General features: G+C 47.2%; 14 protein-coding genes, 1 tRNA gene and 2 pseudogenes. 11 read left to right on the forward strand and 6 right to left on the reverse strand.

The window, feature by feature from the left end:
- Nucleotides 1–12 precede the first annotated feature (12 nt).
- The 9 genes and pseudogenes from ABIE29_RS18920 to ABIE29_RS18960 all read left to right on the forward strand — a co-directional run.
- Nucleotides 13–645, forward strand: a pseudogene (locus ABIE29_RS18920) (type VI secretion system baseplate subunit TssG); the annotation flags it as partial.
- Nucleotides 623–1,098, forward strand: a pseudogene (gene tssJ, locus ABIE29_RS18925) (type VI secretion system lipoprotein TssJ); the annotation flags it as partial. The pseudogenes ABIE29_RS18920 and tssJ, both read left to right, overlap by 23 nt.
- Nucleotides 1,099–1,397: 299 nt before the next feature.
- Nucleotides 1,398–1,796, forward strand: a complete 399-nt coding sequence (locus ABIE29_RS18930; protein ID WP_429620430.1) for a hypothetical protein — start codon at nt 1,398–1,400, stop codon at nt 1,794–1,796.
- A 78-nt stretch (nt 1,797–1,874) separates the two neighbouring features.
- Complete coding sequence (locus tag ABIE29_RS18935) at nt 1,875–3,119, forward strand: GIY-YIG nuclease family protein (RefSeq protein ID WP_429620262.1); 1,245 nt, start codon at nt 1,875–1,877, stop codon at nt 3,117–3,119.
- 60 nt (nt 3,120–3,179) lie between these two features.
- Entirely contained in the window at nt 3,180–5,006 is a 1,827-nt protein-coding gene (locus ABIE29_RS18940) for a DEAD/DEAH box helicase (RefSeq protein ID WP_429620264.1), read from the forward strand.
- Nucleotides 4,993–6,372 carry a VasL domain-containing protein gene (locus ABIE29_RS18945; protein ID WP_429620266.1) on the forward strand — a complete coding sequence of 460 codons (1,380 nt, stop codon included), beginning with the start codon at nt 4,993–4,995 and terminating at the stop codon, nt 6,370–6,372. The genes ABIE29_RS18940 and ABIE29_RS18945 overlap by 14 nt, the downstream gene beginning before the upstream one ends.
- A gap of 17 nt (nt 6,373–6,389) precedes the next feature.
- The gene (locus ABIE29_RS18950) at nt 6,390–7,031 is read left to right on the forward strand and encodes a hypothetical protein (RefSeq protein ID WP_429620268.1); all 642 of its coding nucleotides are present in this window, start codon (nt 6,390–6,392) and stop codon (nt 7,029–7,031) included.
- Nucleotides 7,028–7,630: a hypothetical protein gene (locus ABIE29_RS18955; protein ID WP_185922733.1), complete on the forward strand. Its 603-nt coding sequence runs from the start codon at nt 7,028–7,030 to the stop codon at nt 7,628–7,630. Before ABIE29_RS18950 ends, ABIE29_RS18955 begins: the two co-directional genes overlap by 4 nt.
- The gene (locus ABIE29_RS18960; protein ID WP_185922734.1) at nt 7,623–8,534 is read left to right on the forward strand and encodes a Kiwa anti-phage protein KwaB-like domain-containing protein; all 912 of its coding nucleotides are present in this window, start codon (nt 7,623–7,625) and stop codon (nt 8,532–8,534) included. Before ABIE29_RS18955 ends, ABIE29_RS18960 begins: the two co-directional genes overlap by 8 nt.
- A 268-nt stretch (nt 8,535–8,802) precedes the next feature.
- Here ABIE29_RS18960 and ABIE29_RS18965 read toward each other — a convergent pair whose 3' ends face one another.
- From ABIE29_RS18965 to ABIE29_RS18990, 6 genes are all read right to left on the reverse strand, one after another.
- Nucleotides 8,803–9,696, reverse strand: a complete 894-nt coding sequence (locus tag ABIE29_RS18965) for a plasmid partitioning protein RepB C-terminal domain-containing protein (RefSeq protein WP_185922735.1) — start codon at nt 9,694–9,696, stop codon at nt 8,803–8,805.
- A gap of 15 nt (nt 9,697–9,711) precedes the next feature.
- Nucleotides 9,712–10,578 (reverse strand): ParB/RepB/Spo0J family partition protein, encoded by an 867-nt coding sequence (locus ABIE29_RS18970; protein WP_429620271.1) that lies wholly within the window; start codon nt 10,576–10,578, stop codon nt 9,712–9,714.
- 1 nt (nt 10,579) lies between these two features.
- A complete protein-coding gene (locus ABIE29_RS18975) occupies nt 10,580–12,076 on the reverse strand; it encodes a recombinase family protein (RefSeq protein WP_429620432.1) in 1,497 nt (498 codons plus the stop codon).
- Nucleotides 12,077–12,603: 527 nt separating this feature from the next.
- On the reverse strand, nt 12,604–13,794 hold the full coding sequence (locus ABIE29_RS18980; protein ID WP_429620273.1) for a tyrosine-type recombinase/integrase: 1,191 nt from the start codon (nt 13,792–13,794) through the stop codon (nt 12,604–12,606).
- Between the two features lie 177 nt (nt 13,795–13,971).
- Nucleotides 13,972–14,046, reverse strand: a tRNA-Arg gene (locus ABIE29_RS18985).
- A 145-nt stretch (nt 14,047–14,191) separates the two neighbouring features.
- Nucleotides 14,192–15,142, reverse strand: a complete 951-nt coding sequence (locus ABIE29_RS18990) for a formate/nitrite transporter family protein (RefSeq protein ID WP_429620275.1) — start codon at nt 15,140–15,142, stop codon at nt 14,192–14,194.
- A 236-nt stretch (nt 15,143–15,378) separates the two neighbouring features.
- Here ABIE29_RS18990 and ccmA point away from each other — a divergent pair, with 236 nt between their 5' ends.
- Together ccmA and ccmB are read left to right on the forward strand one after the other, a co-directional pair.
- Nucleotides 15,379–16,011, forward strand: coding sequence for a cytochrome c biogenesis heme-transporting ATPase CcmA (gene ccmA / locus ABIE29_RS18995; RefSeq protein ID WP_429620434.1), 633 nt, complete (start codon nt 15,379–15,381; stop codon nt 16,009–16,011).
- On the forward strand, nt 16,011–16,670 hold the full coding sequence (ccmB, locus tag ABIE29_RS19000) for a heme exporter protein CcmB (RefSeq protein WP_021806074.1): 660 nt from the start codon (nt 16,011–16,013) through the stop codon (nt 16,668–16,670). Before ccmA ends, ccmB begins: the two co-directional genes overlap by 1 nt.
- The last annotated feature ends 76 nt before the right edge of the window (nt 16,671–16,746 follow it).

Raw genomic sequence — 16,746 nt, forward strand, 5'->3', positions numbered from 1 at the left:
AGTTCGCTCAGCATATCTCAGTCGCTGCTGGGCCTGGTGGGGCTCGGCATTCCCGGGACGGCTAAAAATATAGCCACACCCGTCTCGCGATTTCTGGCGCTGCTCGGTGTGCTGCAGCAGCCCGGAAAAACTCAGCAGGGTATGCAGGCACTGGTCAGCCTGCTGGCACCGCATACCCGGGTACAGGTCAGCCCGTACTGCCTGCGCCCGGTGGAAATCAGCCAGCCGCTGGGCTTTTACGGTGATGAGGATTTTCTGCTGGACGGCAACACCCCGCTCGGCGATGAGGCAATGGACGCCAACAGCCAACTGCTGATTACGCTGGCCACTGATGATGAGAAGGAATCGCAGGGCTGGAAGCCGGACGGCCTGCTGTACCAGGATTTTCTGGTGATGCTGCGCGTTTATCTGGGCTGGCGCTTTAAGGCAAAAATCACCCTGACCACCAGTACCCGCCTGCTGGCCGTTCCGCCGCTGGGTGAGGGTCCGTTCTGGCTCGGGATGAACGGCGTGTTGGGTGCGGAAGAAGGAGAGCTGGCAGAGGATATTCCGCAGACCTTTACTACAGAGCTGGGTTATTACACGGGGCTGGAGCCCGCCACACCACAACAAGGAAACCGACGTGTTACGTACAAGTTTGATTAAATCTGCATGCTGCCTGCTGGCATTAAGCCTGACCGGTTGTGGCGTCATGCAGGGCATCTCCGTTGGCACTAAATCAGCCTATACCGCCATTTTTCACAAGAAGATAAAGGTGCTGCATCTGGATTTTACTGCCCGTGAAGCGCTGAACACCGATGCGCGTGAAAGCAACTCGTTATCCGAATCCGTTGTGGTCCGTGTCTACCAGCTCAAAGACCGCAAGACTTTTGACAAAACGGTCTTCAGCAGTTGCTCAAAGACGGTGACACCGTGCTGAAAGCCGACCTGCTGTCCAGTCGTGACGTGGTGGTGAAACCCGGCGGTGATGCAAACCTCAATATGCCAATGGAAGAAGACGCTCAGTTCGTGGCCGTGGTGGGGCTGTTCCGCCACCCGGATATGGTGAATAACACCTGGAAGCAGGTGATTCAGCGTGACGATCTGGATCCGGATAAAGGATGCGTGGAGGTGACCTTTCATGATGGAGGGAATGTGACTTCACTGGGGCGTTTGTTCATGCGGTCAGGTACCGCAAACAACTGGACCTTTACTCCTCCAGGTACATTATCTCGCCCTGGGCAGTGTTTTGATGAAAGTACATTTTTTAGTTTGATTCTGGCGCTTCTGCCATAGCGGGGGCTGAAAATGAATCATTATTTTTTTGCTTTGAATCATTGCAAGTTTTCCTGACGAAACGGTTAATAGCTTTCGGATTACTTAGCGCCAAAGTAACGAAATAAATCATGGATATGGAAATGAGAGAATTAATCTTCCTTCTGGTCTCAGGAATTCTTTTTACGGCACAGGCTGATGCTGCTCGTGGAAGGCAGCCCTGCTCGGGTTCAAAAGGTGGTATAGCGCACTGCACATCGGATGGACGCTTTGTCTGTAATGACGGGAGTCTGAGTCAGTCGAAACGATTCTGTTCCGGGTATGGTTCCTCAGAAACCAGCAATCCGGTAAGACCGTCTACTTCCACTCGCAAAGCTAAGACGAAAAAAGTGACAACTGCGAAAAAGCAGGAACCGCAACGCGTTACAAAAAACGACGAACCGGTCAGTACACAACCCCGGCAGCCCACATGCGCTCCCCTCTATATGGCCAGTAAGCCCGGATATACCCATTTACCGATTTGCTCAGGGAGTCAGTATTAGTCGGATATGGCACAGATTCTCTTCCCGTTATTCAGGTTAAATCGTCAGGATAAAAATAAGAAAGGAAAGAAATAAAACATGGCACGAAGAAAAAAAGATGACAATGCTGCGGGTATTATTCTGGTCATTATTGGTATCATTGCCTGGGGAGTTTATGTTGCAGTAAGAGCATTAATTAACCTTAATGAGCAATTTATTGAATCTGTGTCGAATCCGGCCGGAATCATCGGTCTGTTCTTTGGTTTACTGATAGCCGTTGCGTTGATAATCCGGGTTTTCATTTACCGGGGTTTCCGGAAGAAAACAGCAGAACTCGAACAGGCCATGTCGGACCTGGCACAGAAAGAGAAAGCCTTTGAAGAAACTGTAAGTACTGAAGTGGCTCGCGGCCTGTATCAGGAAAATAAACGACTTTCCGGTCAGTGGGATGACTTTCACAATGCCAGAAATAAAGCCTCCCGGGCACTGCAGCGTATTGTGGACTCTGCGTATAAATTCAAAGTCAAAACCCTGCTTTCTGGTACAACGGTAAATAACTGGCAAAGTAAGTACGACCAGCTCAGAAAAGAGAGAGACGCTTATGCTGCTATAAGCGAGAAAATCACCTTTCTGGAACTGGAAGATAATGCTGACTGGGAAGGCGTAAAACAGCAGTTTCTGGATAAGGTCGCCCTGCTGGAAAACGCGCAGGAAGAAAAAGAATATCAGGCAGAGCTCAAGCGTCAGATGCGGGAAGAAAAACAGCGTCAGGATGAACTGGACCAGCAGCAGCGCGAAGCAGAAGAGGAAGAGCAACGCCTTGCTGAACAGCAGCGTCTACTGGAAGAAGCCCTTCTGGCTGCCGAAGGTGCCCACAGGGAAGAGCTGGAACGACAGCGTCTGGAGCTGGAGCAGAAAATCCAGGATGTGCATCAGCAGTATGAACGCGCCAAATCCATGGCCCAGCTCACAAAGCAGGGGCATGTGTATGTGATTTCGAACATCGGCTCCTTTGGTGAAGATGTCTTCAAAATTGGTATGACCCGACGACTGGAGCCTATGGAGCGGGTGAAAGAACTCAGTGGGGCGGCTGTGCCGTTTGATTTTGACGTCCACGCCATGATTTCCTGCGACGATGCCCCCGCACTTGAAAAGATACTGCATGACCATCTGGAAAGTTATCGGATTAACAGGATTAACCTGCGTAAGGAGTTCTTCCGGGTCGAACTCAGCAGGATTATCGATGAGGTGGAGCGTCACCACGGGCAGGTTGAATATATTGCTGACCCGGTGGCACTACAGTACCTGCAGAGCCTCGAATATGCTGAAAGCGACGCAGCATGAATCATTTAGAGCCAGCCACATCGGTCATTGCTCTCACGTATAACCGTCTGGAATAGAATTATGGCAAAGCTAATGACCTCTCTTTCGCTGTGTGGGGAACGAATGACACACGGGGAAAGACGCGTTGCCCAGCGCCTGGAGTCACACCTTGGTGATGATTGTCTGGTCTGGTATGACATTCCGGTCGGACGACAATACCGACACCCGGACTTTGTTATTATCGATCCCTCTCTTGGGCTTATCTTTCTGGAAGTTAAGGACTGGCGGCTGAGTACCCTTCGCCATGCCGATCCGCAGACGGTCATTCTGGAGACAGAACAGGGGCAAAAACAGGAGCGAAATCCGCTGGTGCAGGTCAGGGAGTATGCCTGTGCGACCGCCGACATGTTGTCCCAGGACCCTGGCCTGCAGCAGAAAATAGGTTTGTATAAGGGTAAACTTAACGTTGCATGGGCCTATGGCGTGGTGTTTACCAATATCACACGTCAGCAACTAACAGCCCTGTCTGCCGATGGCACCGTTGAGTCTATCTTTCCGCAGGCGCTGTCGATTTGTCAGGATGAAATGACAGAGTCGGTTATGCCTTCTGCATTTCGGCAAAAAATCGCTGCGCTGTTTACCACCCGCTTCAGACCTTCGATCACGCCAGTCATGAGGGATATCTTGCGGCGGCATCTTTTTCCAGAAATTGCGATACCGGCTAAAAAAAAGAACAGCCACGTTCAGCGGGTCATGGATATTCAGCAGGAGGTGCTGGCCCGCAATCTGGGGGAAGGTCACCGCGTTATCCATGGTGTGGCTGGGTCAGGTAAGACGTTGATTTTGCTATACCGCTGTCTGTACCTTGCAGAAACGACGGCGCGTCCCGTTTTAGTTCTCTGCTTCAACATTACCCTGGCAAACTATATCCGCGAATGCATTGCAGAGAGAGGACTATCGCAAAAAGTACACGTCTGGCACTTCCATGATTGGTGCGGGGTCACTGTGCGTAAGTTCCGCCTGCCCGTCAGCGGTGAAGGGGCGTTATTTGATATGCGTTTTGCGGCGCTTGAAAGCGCAGTAGAGAAGGGGCTGATCATAGATACCGGATATGACGCCGTGCTGATTGATGAAGGGCATGATTTTGACCGTCGGTGGCTGTCGCTGATAGCCCATCTGTTTGATAACGCCAGCCGTTCGTTGCTGCTAATGTATGATGATGCCCAGTCGCTCTATCGCCGGGAAAGAGCGCTAAACTTCTCGCTGGCGAGCGTGGGTATTCAGGCGCAGGGACGCACTTCAGTCCTAAAAATAAACTATCGTAATCCCCGACGAATTCTCAATTTTGCGTATGCCTTTTCGCGCGATTATTTCGATAAGCATCACAATCATGAGGTTCCCCTGGTGCTGCCGGAAGCGTGCGGTGAAGACGGAAATATTCCTGATATTATGCAATGCCGTTCTGCACTCGATGAAGCCCGTCATGTCATTGGCTGGCTAAAGGAAAACTACGCCCTTACCGGCCGATGGGGGAATATGGCGGTGCTGTGCCCAACCCAGTTCTCGGCAACCCAGCTCACGGAACTGCTGGCACAGCAGGAGATACCTGCGGGCGTTAGCTTTACCCATGCGGATAAAAAGAGCTACTCACATAGGGATAATGTCGTGCATCTGCTGACCTATCAGAGCAGCAAAGGGCTTGAATTTCCTTTCGTTGCGGTCATCAATGCCTCGTTTGTGCACAAGGCGGCAGAGGATGAGGCGGAAGCCATCCCGCCTCTGTATGTGGCCTTTACCCGTGCGACACGTTCATTGCTGGTGACCTGTTACAAAGAAAACAGTATCAGTCGCCACCTGACGAAATTTGCCGGCATGGACCTTCAGGAGCTACAGGATGACCCATCATAAAACGTTAAAGACCGGTGGCGACCCGCGCACATTGCCGGATTATGCCGCCCTGCGCGAAGAACTCAGTAAACTAACGCATCCGGCGCGCCCGGATGTGAACTGGCGTTATGCCGAAAAACTCTGTCTTTCACTGTTTGAGCAGAATGGTATGGAGCTGCAGACGGCGGCGTGGTATACGCTGACCCGTATGCAATTAGCAGGATTGTTCGGTCTGAGTGAAGGTTTGGCCATTCTGGAAGCCCTAATAAGCCATCAGTGGGGCACACTGTGGCCGCAACCAATACATGCGCGAATGGAAATCCTCAGCGGTCTGAGTCAGCGGATACAGCAACGGATGCGTTCGCTCCCGCTGAATTACAGTGACCTCAGCCAGTTGTACCGGGCAGAGCAGCTGCTTACTGGTCTGGGAGAGGTGCTGCAGCGTCTGGAGCTTAAACATCTGAGCCAGCTTGACACCCTGCGTACCCTGATGCACAACAGTGCTGTCAGGCTGGAAAACAGCGAAGGCATAACCAGCACCGGGGCGAACATTCAACCAGATATCGTGTTGCCTGCCTCCGTGCTGAATTATGCGACAGTATCCGCGAGAGAGCTTACTGGTAGTCCTTCTGACGATACGCTAGATAGTGCAGTGAAGTGGGTTTACGTTGCGCAACCGGAACATCAACCGAACGTGGAGGTGCTGGCGGCAATGCCCGCTCCGGACAAAAAGTGGAAATCTTTTGCCGCCGGAATGTGTACCATGCTGGTAATAAGCGTCATAGCAGTGTGGAGCTTGCAATATCTTCACCGGCCAGACCCTCTACAGACTCAGCTTGCTGCTTCACTGGCTCCGTTCCCTGCACCTCTCGCGCCTGAAGAGCTGGATATATTGCGTCAGCAATCTCTGTCATCACATACAGTAATTGCACAAACACAGCAGCAGCTTGCCCTGCTGGATAAGTTGCCGCCTGACTGGAATCTTGCTTACAGTCGACAACTTGTAGAACAGGCTCAGACTCTGTGGCCGGAACAGGCTAAACCCCTGATGCAGCAGTGGCAACAACAGCTTAGTGCTGCCGCAATGCCAACGGAACAACTGAATGGCTGGCATCAGGGGATGACAACACTACAAAAACTGAGTGACCGGCTGAACGGGCTGGATGAACAAAAGGGAAAATACATGACGGTCAGTGAGCTGAAATCTGTGGTATTTTCCACCATACAGTCATTTAACAAATCGATACCGGCTGAAGAGCAAATACGGGCCTTGTCACAAAATCCTGAGAGAGAACCTTTACCTGCTGCTGTCAGGGCTCAACTAGAGATGCATCTGAAGCAATTGATAGCCCGTTATGCTGAAATACAACAGAATGCATCAGAGTAGAAATGGTGCTAAAAATTATGGGTGATTCAGTTCGTTATCGTAATAATCGTGCCAGATGGACCATCAGGGATTTAACCTTTCTGGAAAATAATTATTCTTCCATGTCAGTTGCTGAAATTGCTGATCGGCTGGGGCGGACTCCAGGTGCAGTCGGGTTGATGGCTGATAACCTCGGGTGCCGCAAAATGAAAAGTGCGCCGTGGAGTGAGGCTGAAATGGATATTATTCGTGAACACTACGCCCGGGGTACTGAAGCCAAAGCCCTTACACAGTTACTTCCAGGCAGAAGCATCAATGCGATCTTTTCGATGGCGGAGACGTTGGGGGGGCAAAGTGGTCGTTTCTGGCGGGAGGAGGAACTCTGTATTCTTAAAGCGGACTATCCCCGGATGGGGATCTCGGTAACTGAGCGTCTGCCAGGAAGGAATGCAATGTCAGTTAAAATAATGGCGGGAAGGCTGGGTCTGAAAAAATCCTATAGTAGCGAGGTTGGTTTTCGTCCCTGGAGCGATGAGGAATGGGCATTACTAGAAAAGAATATGCATCTGAGCGTGGCTGAGCAGCAGGCTATGTTATTTCCGGACAGGACCAAAAGAGCGGTAGAAAAAGCGCGAAGTCGATTGATTAAGAACATAAGAATAAATAGGGGATTAGAGTGACACCAAGACTATTCTTTGCTCTTGCAATTTTTTTAGGATCATATTTGCCGTTAAGTATGATTCTGCTAATGCAGGATCTGGACGATAAAAAACTTAAAGAAAATATCTGTTTTAATTTCTTGACTTCAGGAACATGTCATCTCCCCCTTCAAAAACCATTCCTTTCAGTGAGTTTGTTTCTGGTTTGCTTAGCCTGTTTTGTTTTCTCATGGTTTGCTTTGCATCTGGCTAAACCTGATGGGCAAAAAATAAAAATAATTGAATCAAAATATACTCCATCAGATTTAATGAATTATGTGCTTCCTTATATCGTTTCATTTATGAGTATAAGTTATATGGAAACAAATAAATTTCTGGGGTTTGTTGTGTTTTTGTTATGGCTTTTTTGGCTCTCATATAAGTCAGGTCAAATAATATTAAACCCTATGCTTATAGTTTTTAACTGGAAGATGTATGAGATATCTTATCGTTTTCCAGGGAGTAATGATATATTTTCTGGAGTTGTATTAGCCAACGCAGATGTTAATCCGAATTCGGATTATGAGTACGAAACAATACAATCTGTTATAGTCATTTGTGGAGAGAGTGATAATGCTTGAGAGTTTACAGGATTTTGATCTTCAAACGGCCGAGTTATCTATCTGGGTATTCAAAAAGAAAGTACTTAATGGGCTGGCATCTTTTAAAGGAAAGTGGATCCCTGTTGATCCTGAGCTCAAAGCTGAATTATTGGGGTTTATTCGAATAGAAAGAGCTAGCTATACAGAAACTATGGAATATTCATTGTTAGCACAGAACAACGAAAATAGTCTGATGCTAATTGGCTCAGGTGAAACTTCAGCCGTAGATGTTACATCTGTATCCGCAAACCAGATACCAGCAAAGAAGGTTAAGGAAATAAAAGAACTGTCTAACTGTGACTTTTACTCTGTGAAGTTAGTTGCGGGTGATACAGTATTGCATTGTGTTAAAAAAACCGATGCGTCCTGGGCAACTAAAAAGCAGGCTGGGCTAAAGTCTGTGGTGTTTAAAAATAACAAATTGAAAATTGACAACTCTCCTCGTTTTAATATCGCAAAAGATTTTGATTTTTTCATTCTTGAAAATAGTGTCTATATTAAAAATAAAAAAGTGTTCGAATCAGTTTTGAGTTACAAAACTGCGCATATTGCCAATTTTAACGTATTGGTGGATGAGCCGGAATTCAGTCAGTTGCTTACCGATGCGGAGCCATTAAAGCGGTATGTCGGGAATAATGCGATGCAGCTAAGAAGGGCTTCGGCAATTAAAGAAAAAGGATACTATAAATTACCAGCATTTATGGACAGTCTGCGAGCCAATGCTTTAAGATTTCGACTGAATCTGCAGTTTGATGCGCAAGGTAAAATCATTGCCAGTGATGAGTGCTGCGCGGATATATTCCAGGCCCTACTTGATCACCGGCTACAATCCCACTTTGCAGCTCATATTTATGATGTACCTAATGCATCAATGGTTCCATAAATATAATTCCGGAGGTAAATACAAGATTACTGGAGAAAATGAGGTATCCCTCCGGGATTAAGGAAAAAAAGGGGCCACTGATCACGAAGCATGATGAGGCCCATATAGTGGATAAGACATTTAATCAGTCATGCTGCTGATATGACCCGCATACCACTGCATCATCTCGTGGCAGTTCTCAAGGTATTGCGTGTGTCTACCTTCTTATATCCAGAATAGGTATGTGCCTGTAGGATGGACTATGGATGGATATGTCACTGGTTTTCTGTCAGGCAGAATGTTGTCCGGGCGGAACCTCGCTCAGATGTTTAACCCCCAGAACTTTCTTCAGGACGTCCAGATACTCACTTTTGTTATCATATAGCCAGTGAATAATCTCATTTTTACTGAGAAGTTTTGCAATGTATGATCTCACAACCATCAGGTTGAGATTGTTTTCTGCAAATTCATTCTGGATATCTTGCGTTTCAACCTGAAGTGCAGCCATTTCTTTTTCAAGTCGCGCAAGCGTTTTGACCATATTTTTATCTTCAGTAGCATTATCCGGCTTTCTGACCAAATGTTCAGTAGGTAAGGCATGTAGCATAGATAGAGCGAATTTTTTAGTAACATTATTCAATGCTACCATTGTTGCCACAAAATCCATCTGTTTGTGGGGTTTTATTTTTCTAAGTATATCGAAGACGTTCTGCGATACGTTTTTATCAGCCAGTAACGCGAGCGCTTCCTTCGATATCCCTTCGGAAATACGGAGTCTGGTGTTAATTATTCCCTCGGATAATCCAAGAACGGCACACAATTTTTCGACAGATACACCAGATTCAACAGCTTTTTGGAGCATCCTTTGCTCCTGAAGTATGGTCAAGTGATTTACCCGTTTGTTATAAGAGTATGTGTCTTCAACCGGGGATATGAGGCAATGTGCATGTATGATTGCCAGGTCTTTTAACGCTTCGATACGTAAATGACCGTCGAGGATTTTATGTTCTCCATTATCCGTAATAAAAATCATAATAGGTTCAATTAAACCTATTTCGGCTATTGATGTCAGTATTTGTTTATACTTATTACTGGATCTGACATTAACCGGAATCGATCTCGATGGTGACAAACTCGCGATAGGATACTGATGAAAATGGTTGTTAAAGCATTGTTTAATCATTTCATTTTGCTCTTTTTATCGTACGGGGGATAATATTTCAGGCATATCAGTAATGTTGTTCTTACTTAACAATTCACAAAAACTATTATCCTGAGTAAGTTGTCTGAGTATTTCTTTTACCAGCATTAGTGTTTCGCGAGAATATCGCGCTTTAGCCTGGATTTCTTTGTGTTCATCTGAGTTTTTTTGATACATTTTAGCGAGTTCTTCTGAAGAATATTTCTTTTGAATCCGATTGGTGGAGAATGTTTTATTCGTTGAACCTTTATTTCCATTTTTGCGATTTTCAATAATTCTCTTAATGATGTTAATCTGTTTACCTTTGATTGTGCCGTTCAACAATGCTTCTGTCAGGGAATCCTGAATCGACTCATCGGTCGCCCGGGATATCTCTACTGCAAGGTATAAAGGAATATTACCGGCCTCAAAGGCAGACAATAGTTTTTTCTCACCTTTCTCCAGCAGGCTACTTACACCCTGCACCCAGCTAATTACGTACCCCAGTCGCTCACCGATTTCTTTATCAGTCAACCCCTGCTTCTTTAACTGCCTTACACTGTCCAGGAGCTCGGTTGCCCGGGGCTTCCTTCTGGCAATATTTTCAGTGAGGCTCATCAGGTGGCCTGTTTCTTCATTGACGTTTTTTACTATCGCGGGGATGTATGCTTCCTGATAATGAATGTAGGCTTCAAGTCTCCCCTGACCACAGATTAAAGCAAATTCATATTCATCGTGAACGATTCTACGAACGGTGACAGGGCGTTTTAGACCAATTTGGCGAATGTTCTCTTTAATCTCTTTATGAGTGAATTCATCCCGCTGACGAGGGTTAACGACCAGTATTTTGTTTGTTTCTATAAGTACAATTTTTTCATCAGACATGTTATGAGGCCTTTAATTTAATTCTTCTTATTAGTCGGTAAAAGGGGGTTAAGTTATCAAAGCGATACAGATCAAGTTGATAAGGATTGCTTTCCTCTAATGAAATTTTCTCGGAGAGAATGTCTATCGCGGGAAATATATAATAATCAACAGCAGATTGATTTGAGCTATCCATTCTCACGGCGATGCTGATATCAGGAGAGAAAATTGTGCTGAATTTTATTTTCCACCGTAACCTTTTGGGGCTGATGCGCTGACAGCGTGCGGACTGTATAGCAAGAGTAAATTCATCATTGATGTGAAGTATACCTGGTGCTGGCGTATCGCTTATCCACCCCCCTTCATGACTGATGTTATCGATTATTTTTTTGGTTGACCTGTCGTTGAACTCGTTAACCAGCTGCCTGGTTTTTAACCATGAGTAATCAGTATCTGGGGTGTAGCCGATTAATTGGTACACACGTAAGAGACTACCAAAACGGGAGCGATAAATACTGCTGGATGGAAGAAGTTCTTCTTCATCAATGATAATACCTGATAATCTCCCTTTTCTTCTCAACAGTGTTCGTAATTTATCGAGCAGTTCATCCTCTGATAGCCGTGCAGCACGCGCTCTGATAATTTCGTTAGCCCGATTAAATTTTTCAACCGCAACAATAGGTGTGTAGGCTCCATCGTAACGTATCCATTCATCTTCTGGATTGACAACGTACTGTTGTTTTAGCTTGAAAGATGTTTTGTTATAAACGCTGTTCCCTATATATTTTTCACTGGTTAGGATCTGATGTACTTTTGCTCTGCTCCAGCAGCTTCCATTTTCGGCAAGAACCTGCCGGCGATTCAACTCAGAGGCGATGACTAATTCTGGTTTACCTTCATCATTGAACATATCGAAGATGCGATTAATGATGTTGATCTCTTCCCTGGGACCGGGTGTCAGAATGACCCGATCGGTCTGAATACTTTTGCGTTGTTCGTGTTCCAGCTCCCCCTTAGGGGTATGGTTTTCATCGATTAACAGGCGCCTGAGCCCATAACCCGCCAGCCCTCCCTGGTGGTAACCTTTTTTAATGAGGTTTGCCTGGCCCAGGAAAACTTTTTCAGACTGGTTTCGACTGAAACTGGCTGCACCATGCCGTGATAACGCTAGGCCCAGCGTGAACATTTCAGGCTGAGCTTCAGAGAAATGCTCAGCACAATAAATGATTTTGACTCCGCTTAATTTAAGCAGATGGGAATAATGGCCTGCTTCGTCAGTGTCCTGGAATCGCCCAAAGCGACTGACATCGTAAACAAGAATTGATGATATAGCGATACGATGTTCTAAAACGTCATCAATTAACGCCTTCAAGCCGGGTCTGCCAGAAAGATTCAAACCACTTTTGCCTGCATCACTGTATGACCTGATTATCGTAATATTGTGTTTTTTTGCATACTCCCTTATGTATCCAGACTGATTATCTAGTGAGTATTTTTGGTGGTCAGTTGACATTCGCATATATTCGGCTGCGTATATAGTATTGTTTGTTTTTATCGACAATTCATCACTCCAGAAAAATAAAACATCCCGGTAATAATCATTTTGATTTTTACTAATTTCAAATTTTTTTTATCAAAATGGGGCGTTTGATGCGTTTTGTCAATTAAAGATCCTATAGCTTTTCTTTTTTTAAAACTGAATATTGAAAACGTTGTCTATATTGCTGCTGTTTTCGCTATTTTTTATTGTAAATATAAGGTGGCTTATGAATTGGATTGGTATTTGATTATTGATTTTATGATTCAGGTAAGAATGGGAGTGTAGAACTGAACTGATACGTAATCTTCAGAATATGGCGAGGATGCTTTTAGGGACGAGCGGTATGGTTTCTTCATATTTGGGAATATAAAAAACAATATTGCTGTGTGACATCATTCTCCTGAAATGTGTTTTTGATTTTAATAAAATGGCTCTGGTATACAAACAACTGGTGTCATCAACAAAAAAATAAAGTGTTGAAGCTCAGCCCATTCCGGGCTGAGCTTTTATGCTGTTGTATTTGTACCTTCCAGTTCACCAATATAATCAGCGTACCATTGCATCATTTTCCGCCTGCTATCCAAATACTGTGCATGGTTGTAGGTTCCGCGAATTGAGTTCTTATCCACGTGAGCGAGCTGCATCTCGATCCAGGCTGTATTAAACCCCTGCTCATGCAGAATGGTACTCATGGTGTGGCGAAAACCATGCCCAGTCGCTCTCTTATCGTAGCCAACCCTTTTTATAACCATATTGACGCTAGCTTCACTCATCGCTTTGTTAACATCGTTTCGTCCTGCAAAAATAAGCTGGCAGGTTCCTGTTAGTTCTTCCAATTGACGAAGAGCGCTTAAGGATTGAGCAGATAACGGGACAACGTGAGGACGTTTCATTTTCATTCTAGTTTTGGGGATTTCCCAGATACGATTATCGAAGTCTATTTCACTCCATTCAGCCAGACGTAATTCTACTGTTCTCAATCCTGTCAGCATGAGCAATCGGGTTGCGAGAAGGGTAATAAGACTTCCAGAGTAACTTGATAGCTTTTGCAAAAACTCAGGCAACTCTGCGGCGGTAAGAAAGGGATAGTGCTGTTTCTCATGGACTTGTAAAGCGCTACCAAGATCAGCCGCTGGGTTGTATTCGGCACGACCTGTCACAATCGCGTAGCGAAAAACCTCACTACAACGTTGGCGCACTTTGCTAGCGAGCTCAGGCGCTCCACGTTTCTCCATTCGTTGCAATACAGATAAAAGCTCCAGTGGCTTTATTTCATTCACTGGTCGAGAGCCTAGGTAGGGGAAGACATTATTTTTAAACGCTCGCTTGACGTAATCAGCATAATTATTCGACCAGCCAGATACTTTTGCGCTGTACCATTCGAGAGCTATTGCTTCAAATGTATTGGTCACCGAGAGTCTTTTGGCTAGCTGCTCAGCTTTTTTGACTTCACCGGGATCCTTATCATTCGCTAATACCTTTCTGGCTTCATCTCGTTTAGTGCGGGCTTCCGCAAGTGATATGTCTGGATAGATCCCAAATGACAGCTTTTTCTCTTTCCCGGCAAATCGATATTTCATGCGCCAGTACTTTGAACCGTTAGTATTGACCATGAGATAGAGTCCTCCGCCGTCAGCGAGCTTATAGGCTTTGTCTCTGGGCTTTGCAGTCTCGACCTGACGCGCATTTAAGGACATTTTTGGGGGCCTCGCTTTTCATTGAACAGAATAAGCCCCCACTAAGGCCCCCAAATACTTATTGATTCACGTTGAAATGGGTAGATATCGGTTGATATCGTGTAGCCAGAGTAGAGGGTGTATCACTGATTATAAGGGGGTTTTATTGATTTTGGTAGACTTCAGGAGATGTGTATATGGTGTCCCCTGCAGGAATCGAACCTGCAACTAGCCCTTAGGAGGGGCTCGTTATATCCATTTAACTAAGGGGACACGGCGGGCGCAGTATACCTATTTTTGCGCTTGGATTTAAGGGGTTATTGGTCTGATTGCCTGAAATATAATCGGTTTTCTTCCGTTATGCCCCATTTTCCCGATTATTCACCTGTTACTGTGCCGCGAACGGGTTGGCGAAGTTTTATTCGCGGTCTGATTTATCCGTGTGTTCCTCCCCGGATTGATTCTCCCGTTGAGCCTCCAGCCGTTCGGCCTTGGTCTGGTCACTCATATCGTTGCGGATCTGCGCATGGCTGATCAAGGCGAAGATAAAACTGCCGCCGATGATATTGCCCGCCAACGTCGGGATGGCGAACGGGTAGAAAAAGTCCTGCCAGGGGAGTGCGCCGCTAAACACCAGGTACAGGATCTCGACGGAACCGACCACGATATGGGTAAGATCGCAAATCGCCACCAGGTAGGTCATCAGCACGATCACCCAGATCTTGGCGGCCCCGGCGGAAGGGAACATCCACACCATCGTGGCGATGATCCAACCCGCCAGGATGCCGTTGGCAAACATTTCTCCCGGGGTGTTATGCATGATCTCCTCAGACAGGTTGGTAAAGGCGGCGCGGGTATTCTCATCAAAAATAGGCATATGGATAAACGCCAGCGCGGCCAGGCCGGTGCCGAGCAGATTCCCCAACAGCACTATCCCCCATAAGCGGAACAGAATGACGAAGTTCTTTGGCGTCGGTTTATGCATGATGGGCAATACCGCAGTGACGGTGTTTTCCGTAAACAGCTGCTGGCGCGCCATGATGACAATGATAAAGCCGAAGGTATAACCGATGTTCTCGATAAAAAACCGGCTTGGGTCGTCCGGTAGTCGTGCGTGAAAAATCCCTTTCGCTGCCAGGGACGCTCCCATCGACAAGCCTGCCGCCAAGGCTGACAGCAATAACGCCAGCCAGTCACGCTCCAGTTCTTTCTCCCCCTCCATGCGGATTTGTTCATGCACGGCAGCGGCGCGCGAGGGCAGTTTTTCCTCATCGACCTCAATGGTGGATTTGCCCCGATCGTGCTCTTCGCTTTCGACTTTAACGCTGCTTTCATCGTTGTTGGTTGGGGGTTCGGGTTTCGCGCTCAATGGTCATTCTCCTTTCGGTTGATATTTAAGCGTAGTTGGTGATGGGGCGATAGAAAGTGCGCCAACAAAATGAGAAAAAAGTAACGAAATTTTAACGCTGCTGTTTTTTTCTACGCAATTTTGATCTGATGCGCAATATTACCCCTAATGGATTACATTCAAGCCAGGCTGCGGACTTCGAGCGCACTGTGGCTTATGCTATGATTCGCTATCCCAAAGAAAAATATGAGTCCTCCATGCTGGCAGCCAGAAATCTTAGTTGTGTACGAGATGAACGTACTCTGTTTGACAGGTTGAGTTTTTTGGTAAGCCCGGGGGACATTATTCAGGTGGAAGGCCCTAATGGGGCTGGCAAAACCAGCTTGCTGCGCATTTTGGCTGGGCTGGCGCAGCCAGACGCGGGTGAAGTGTTGTGGCAGGGTGAAAATACGCGCCATCGCCGTGAGCAATATCATCTTGACCTGCTGTTTCTGGGGCACCAGCCGGGGATTAAATCCATGCTGACCCCGTTTGAGAACTTGCAGTTTTACCAGGCCGTTAACCAGTCATCCGATCGTCAGTCCATCTGGCAGGCGCTGGAGCAGGTAGGCCTGGTCGGTTATGAGGATGTTCCGGTGGCGCAACTTTCCGCCGGGCAACAGCGGCGCGTGGCGTTGGCACGGCTCTGGCTCAGCAAATGTCCGCTGTGGATCCTGGATGAGCCTTTGACGGCCATAGACAAACAGGGCGTGGTGGAACTGACCGCGCTATTTGAGCAACATGCGCAACAGGGCGGTATGGTGTTGCTCACTACGCATCAAGATTTAACCGGAACACAGCAGGTGGTAAGGAAAATTCGCCTGACACAGACCAGCGCGGAGGTCGCCTGATGTTCTTCATCATACTGCGGCGGGAACTGAAAATTGCCTTTCGTAAAGGCTCCGAGATCGTCAACCCGCTGTGGTTCTTCCTGATCGTGATCACGCTGTTTCCGTTGGGCGTTGGGCCAGAACCGCAATTGCTGGCGCGTATTGCGCCGGGGATTATCTGGGTAGCGGCGCTGTTAGCCTCGTTGCTTTCGCTGGAGCGATTGTTCCGTGATGATTACCTGGATGGCTCATTGGAACAGTTATTGTTATTGCCAACGCAGCTACCAATGACGGTGTTAGGCAAAGTGTGTGCTCACTGGGTCGTGACCGGATTGCCGTTGTTGATCCTGTCGCCGCTGGTGGCGCTATTGCTGTCGCTGGACGTGAATACCTGGATGGCGATGGCACTGACCCTGCTGCTGGGCACCCCAACGCTGAGTTTGATTGGCGCTATCGGGGTGGCGTTGACGGTGGGGTTACGCAAAGGCGGCGTGCTGCTGAGTTTGCTGGTGCTGCCGCTGTATATTCCAGTACTGATTTTCGCTACCGCGGCGATAGATGCCGCCTCGATGGGGATGCCGATCGACGGTTACCTGGCCATCCTGGGCGCGATGCTGGCGGGCAGCATCACGCTGGCGCCTTTTGCCACCGCAGCTGCGTTGCGTGTAAGCGTACACTAGCTGGAAATGTAACCGCGGATGAATGCCAGTAAGAGTTTTACCGCGCGCAACACTTTCGCCGCTCTGCCATCAGGGA

Origin of the sequence: Serratia sp. 2723, assembly GCF_050434425.1 — a bacterium.
Taxonomy (GTDB): domain Bacteria; phylum Pseudomonadota; class Gammaproteobacteria; order Enterobacterales; family Enterobacteriaceae; genus Chania.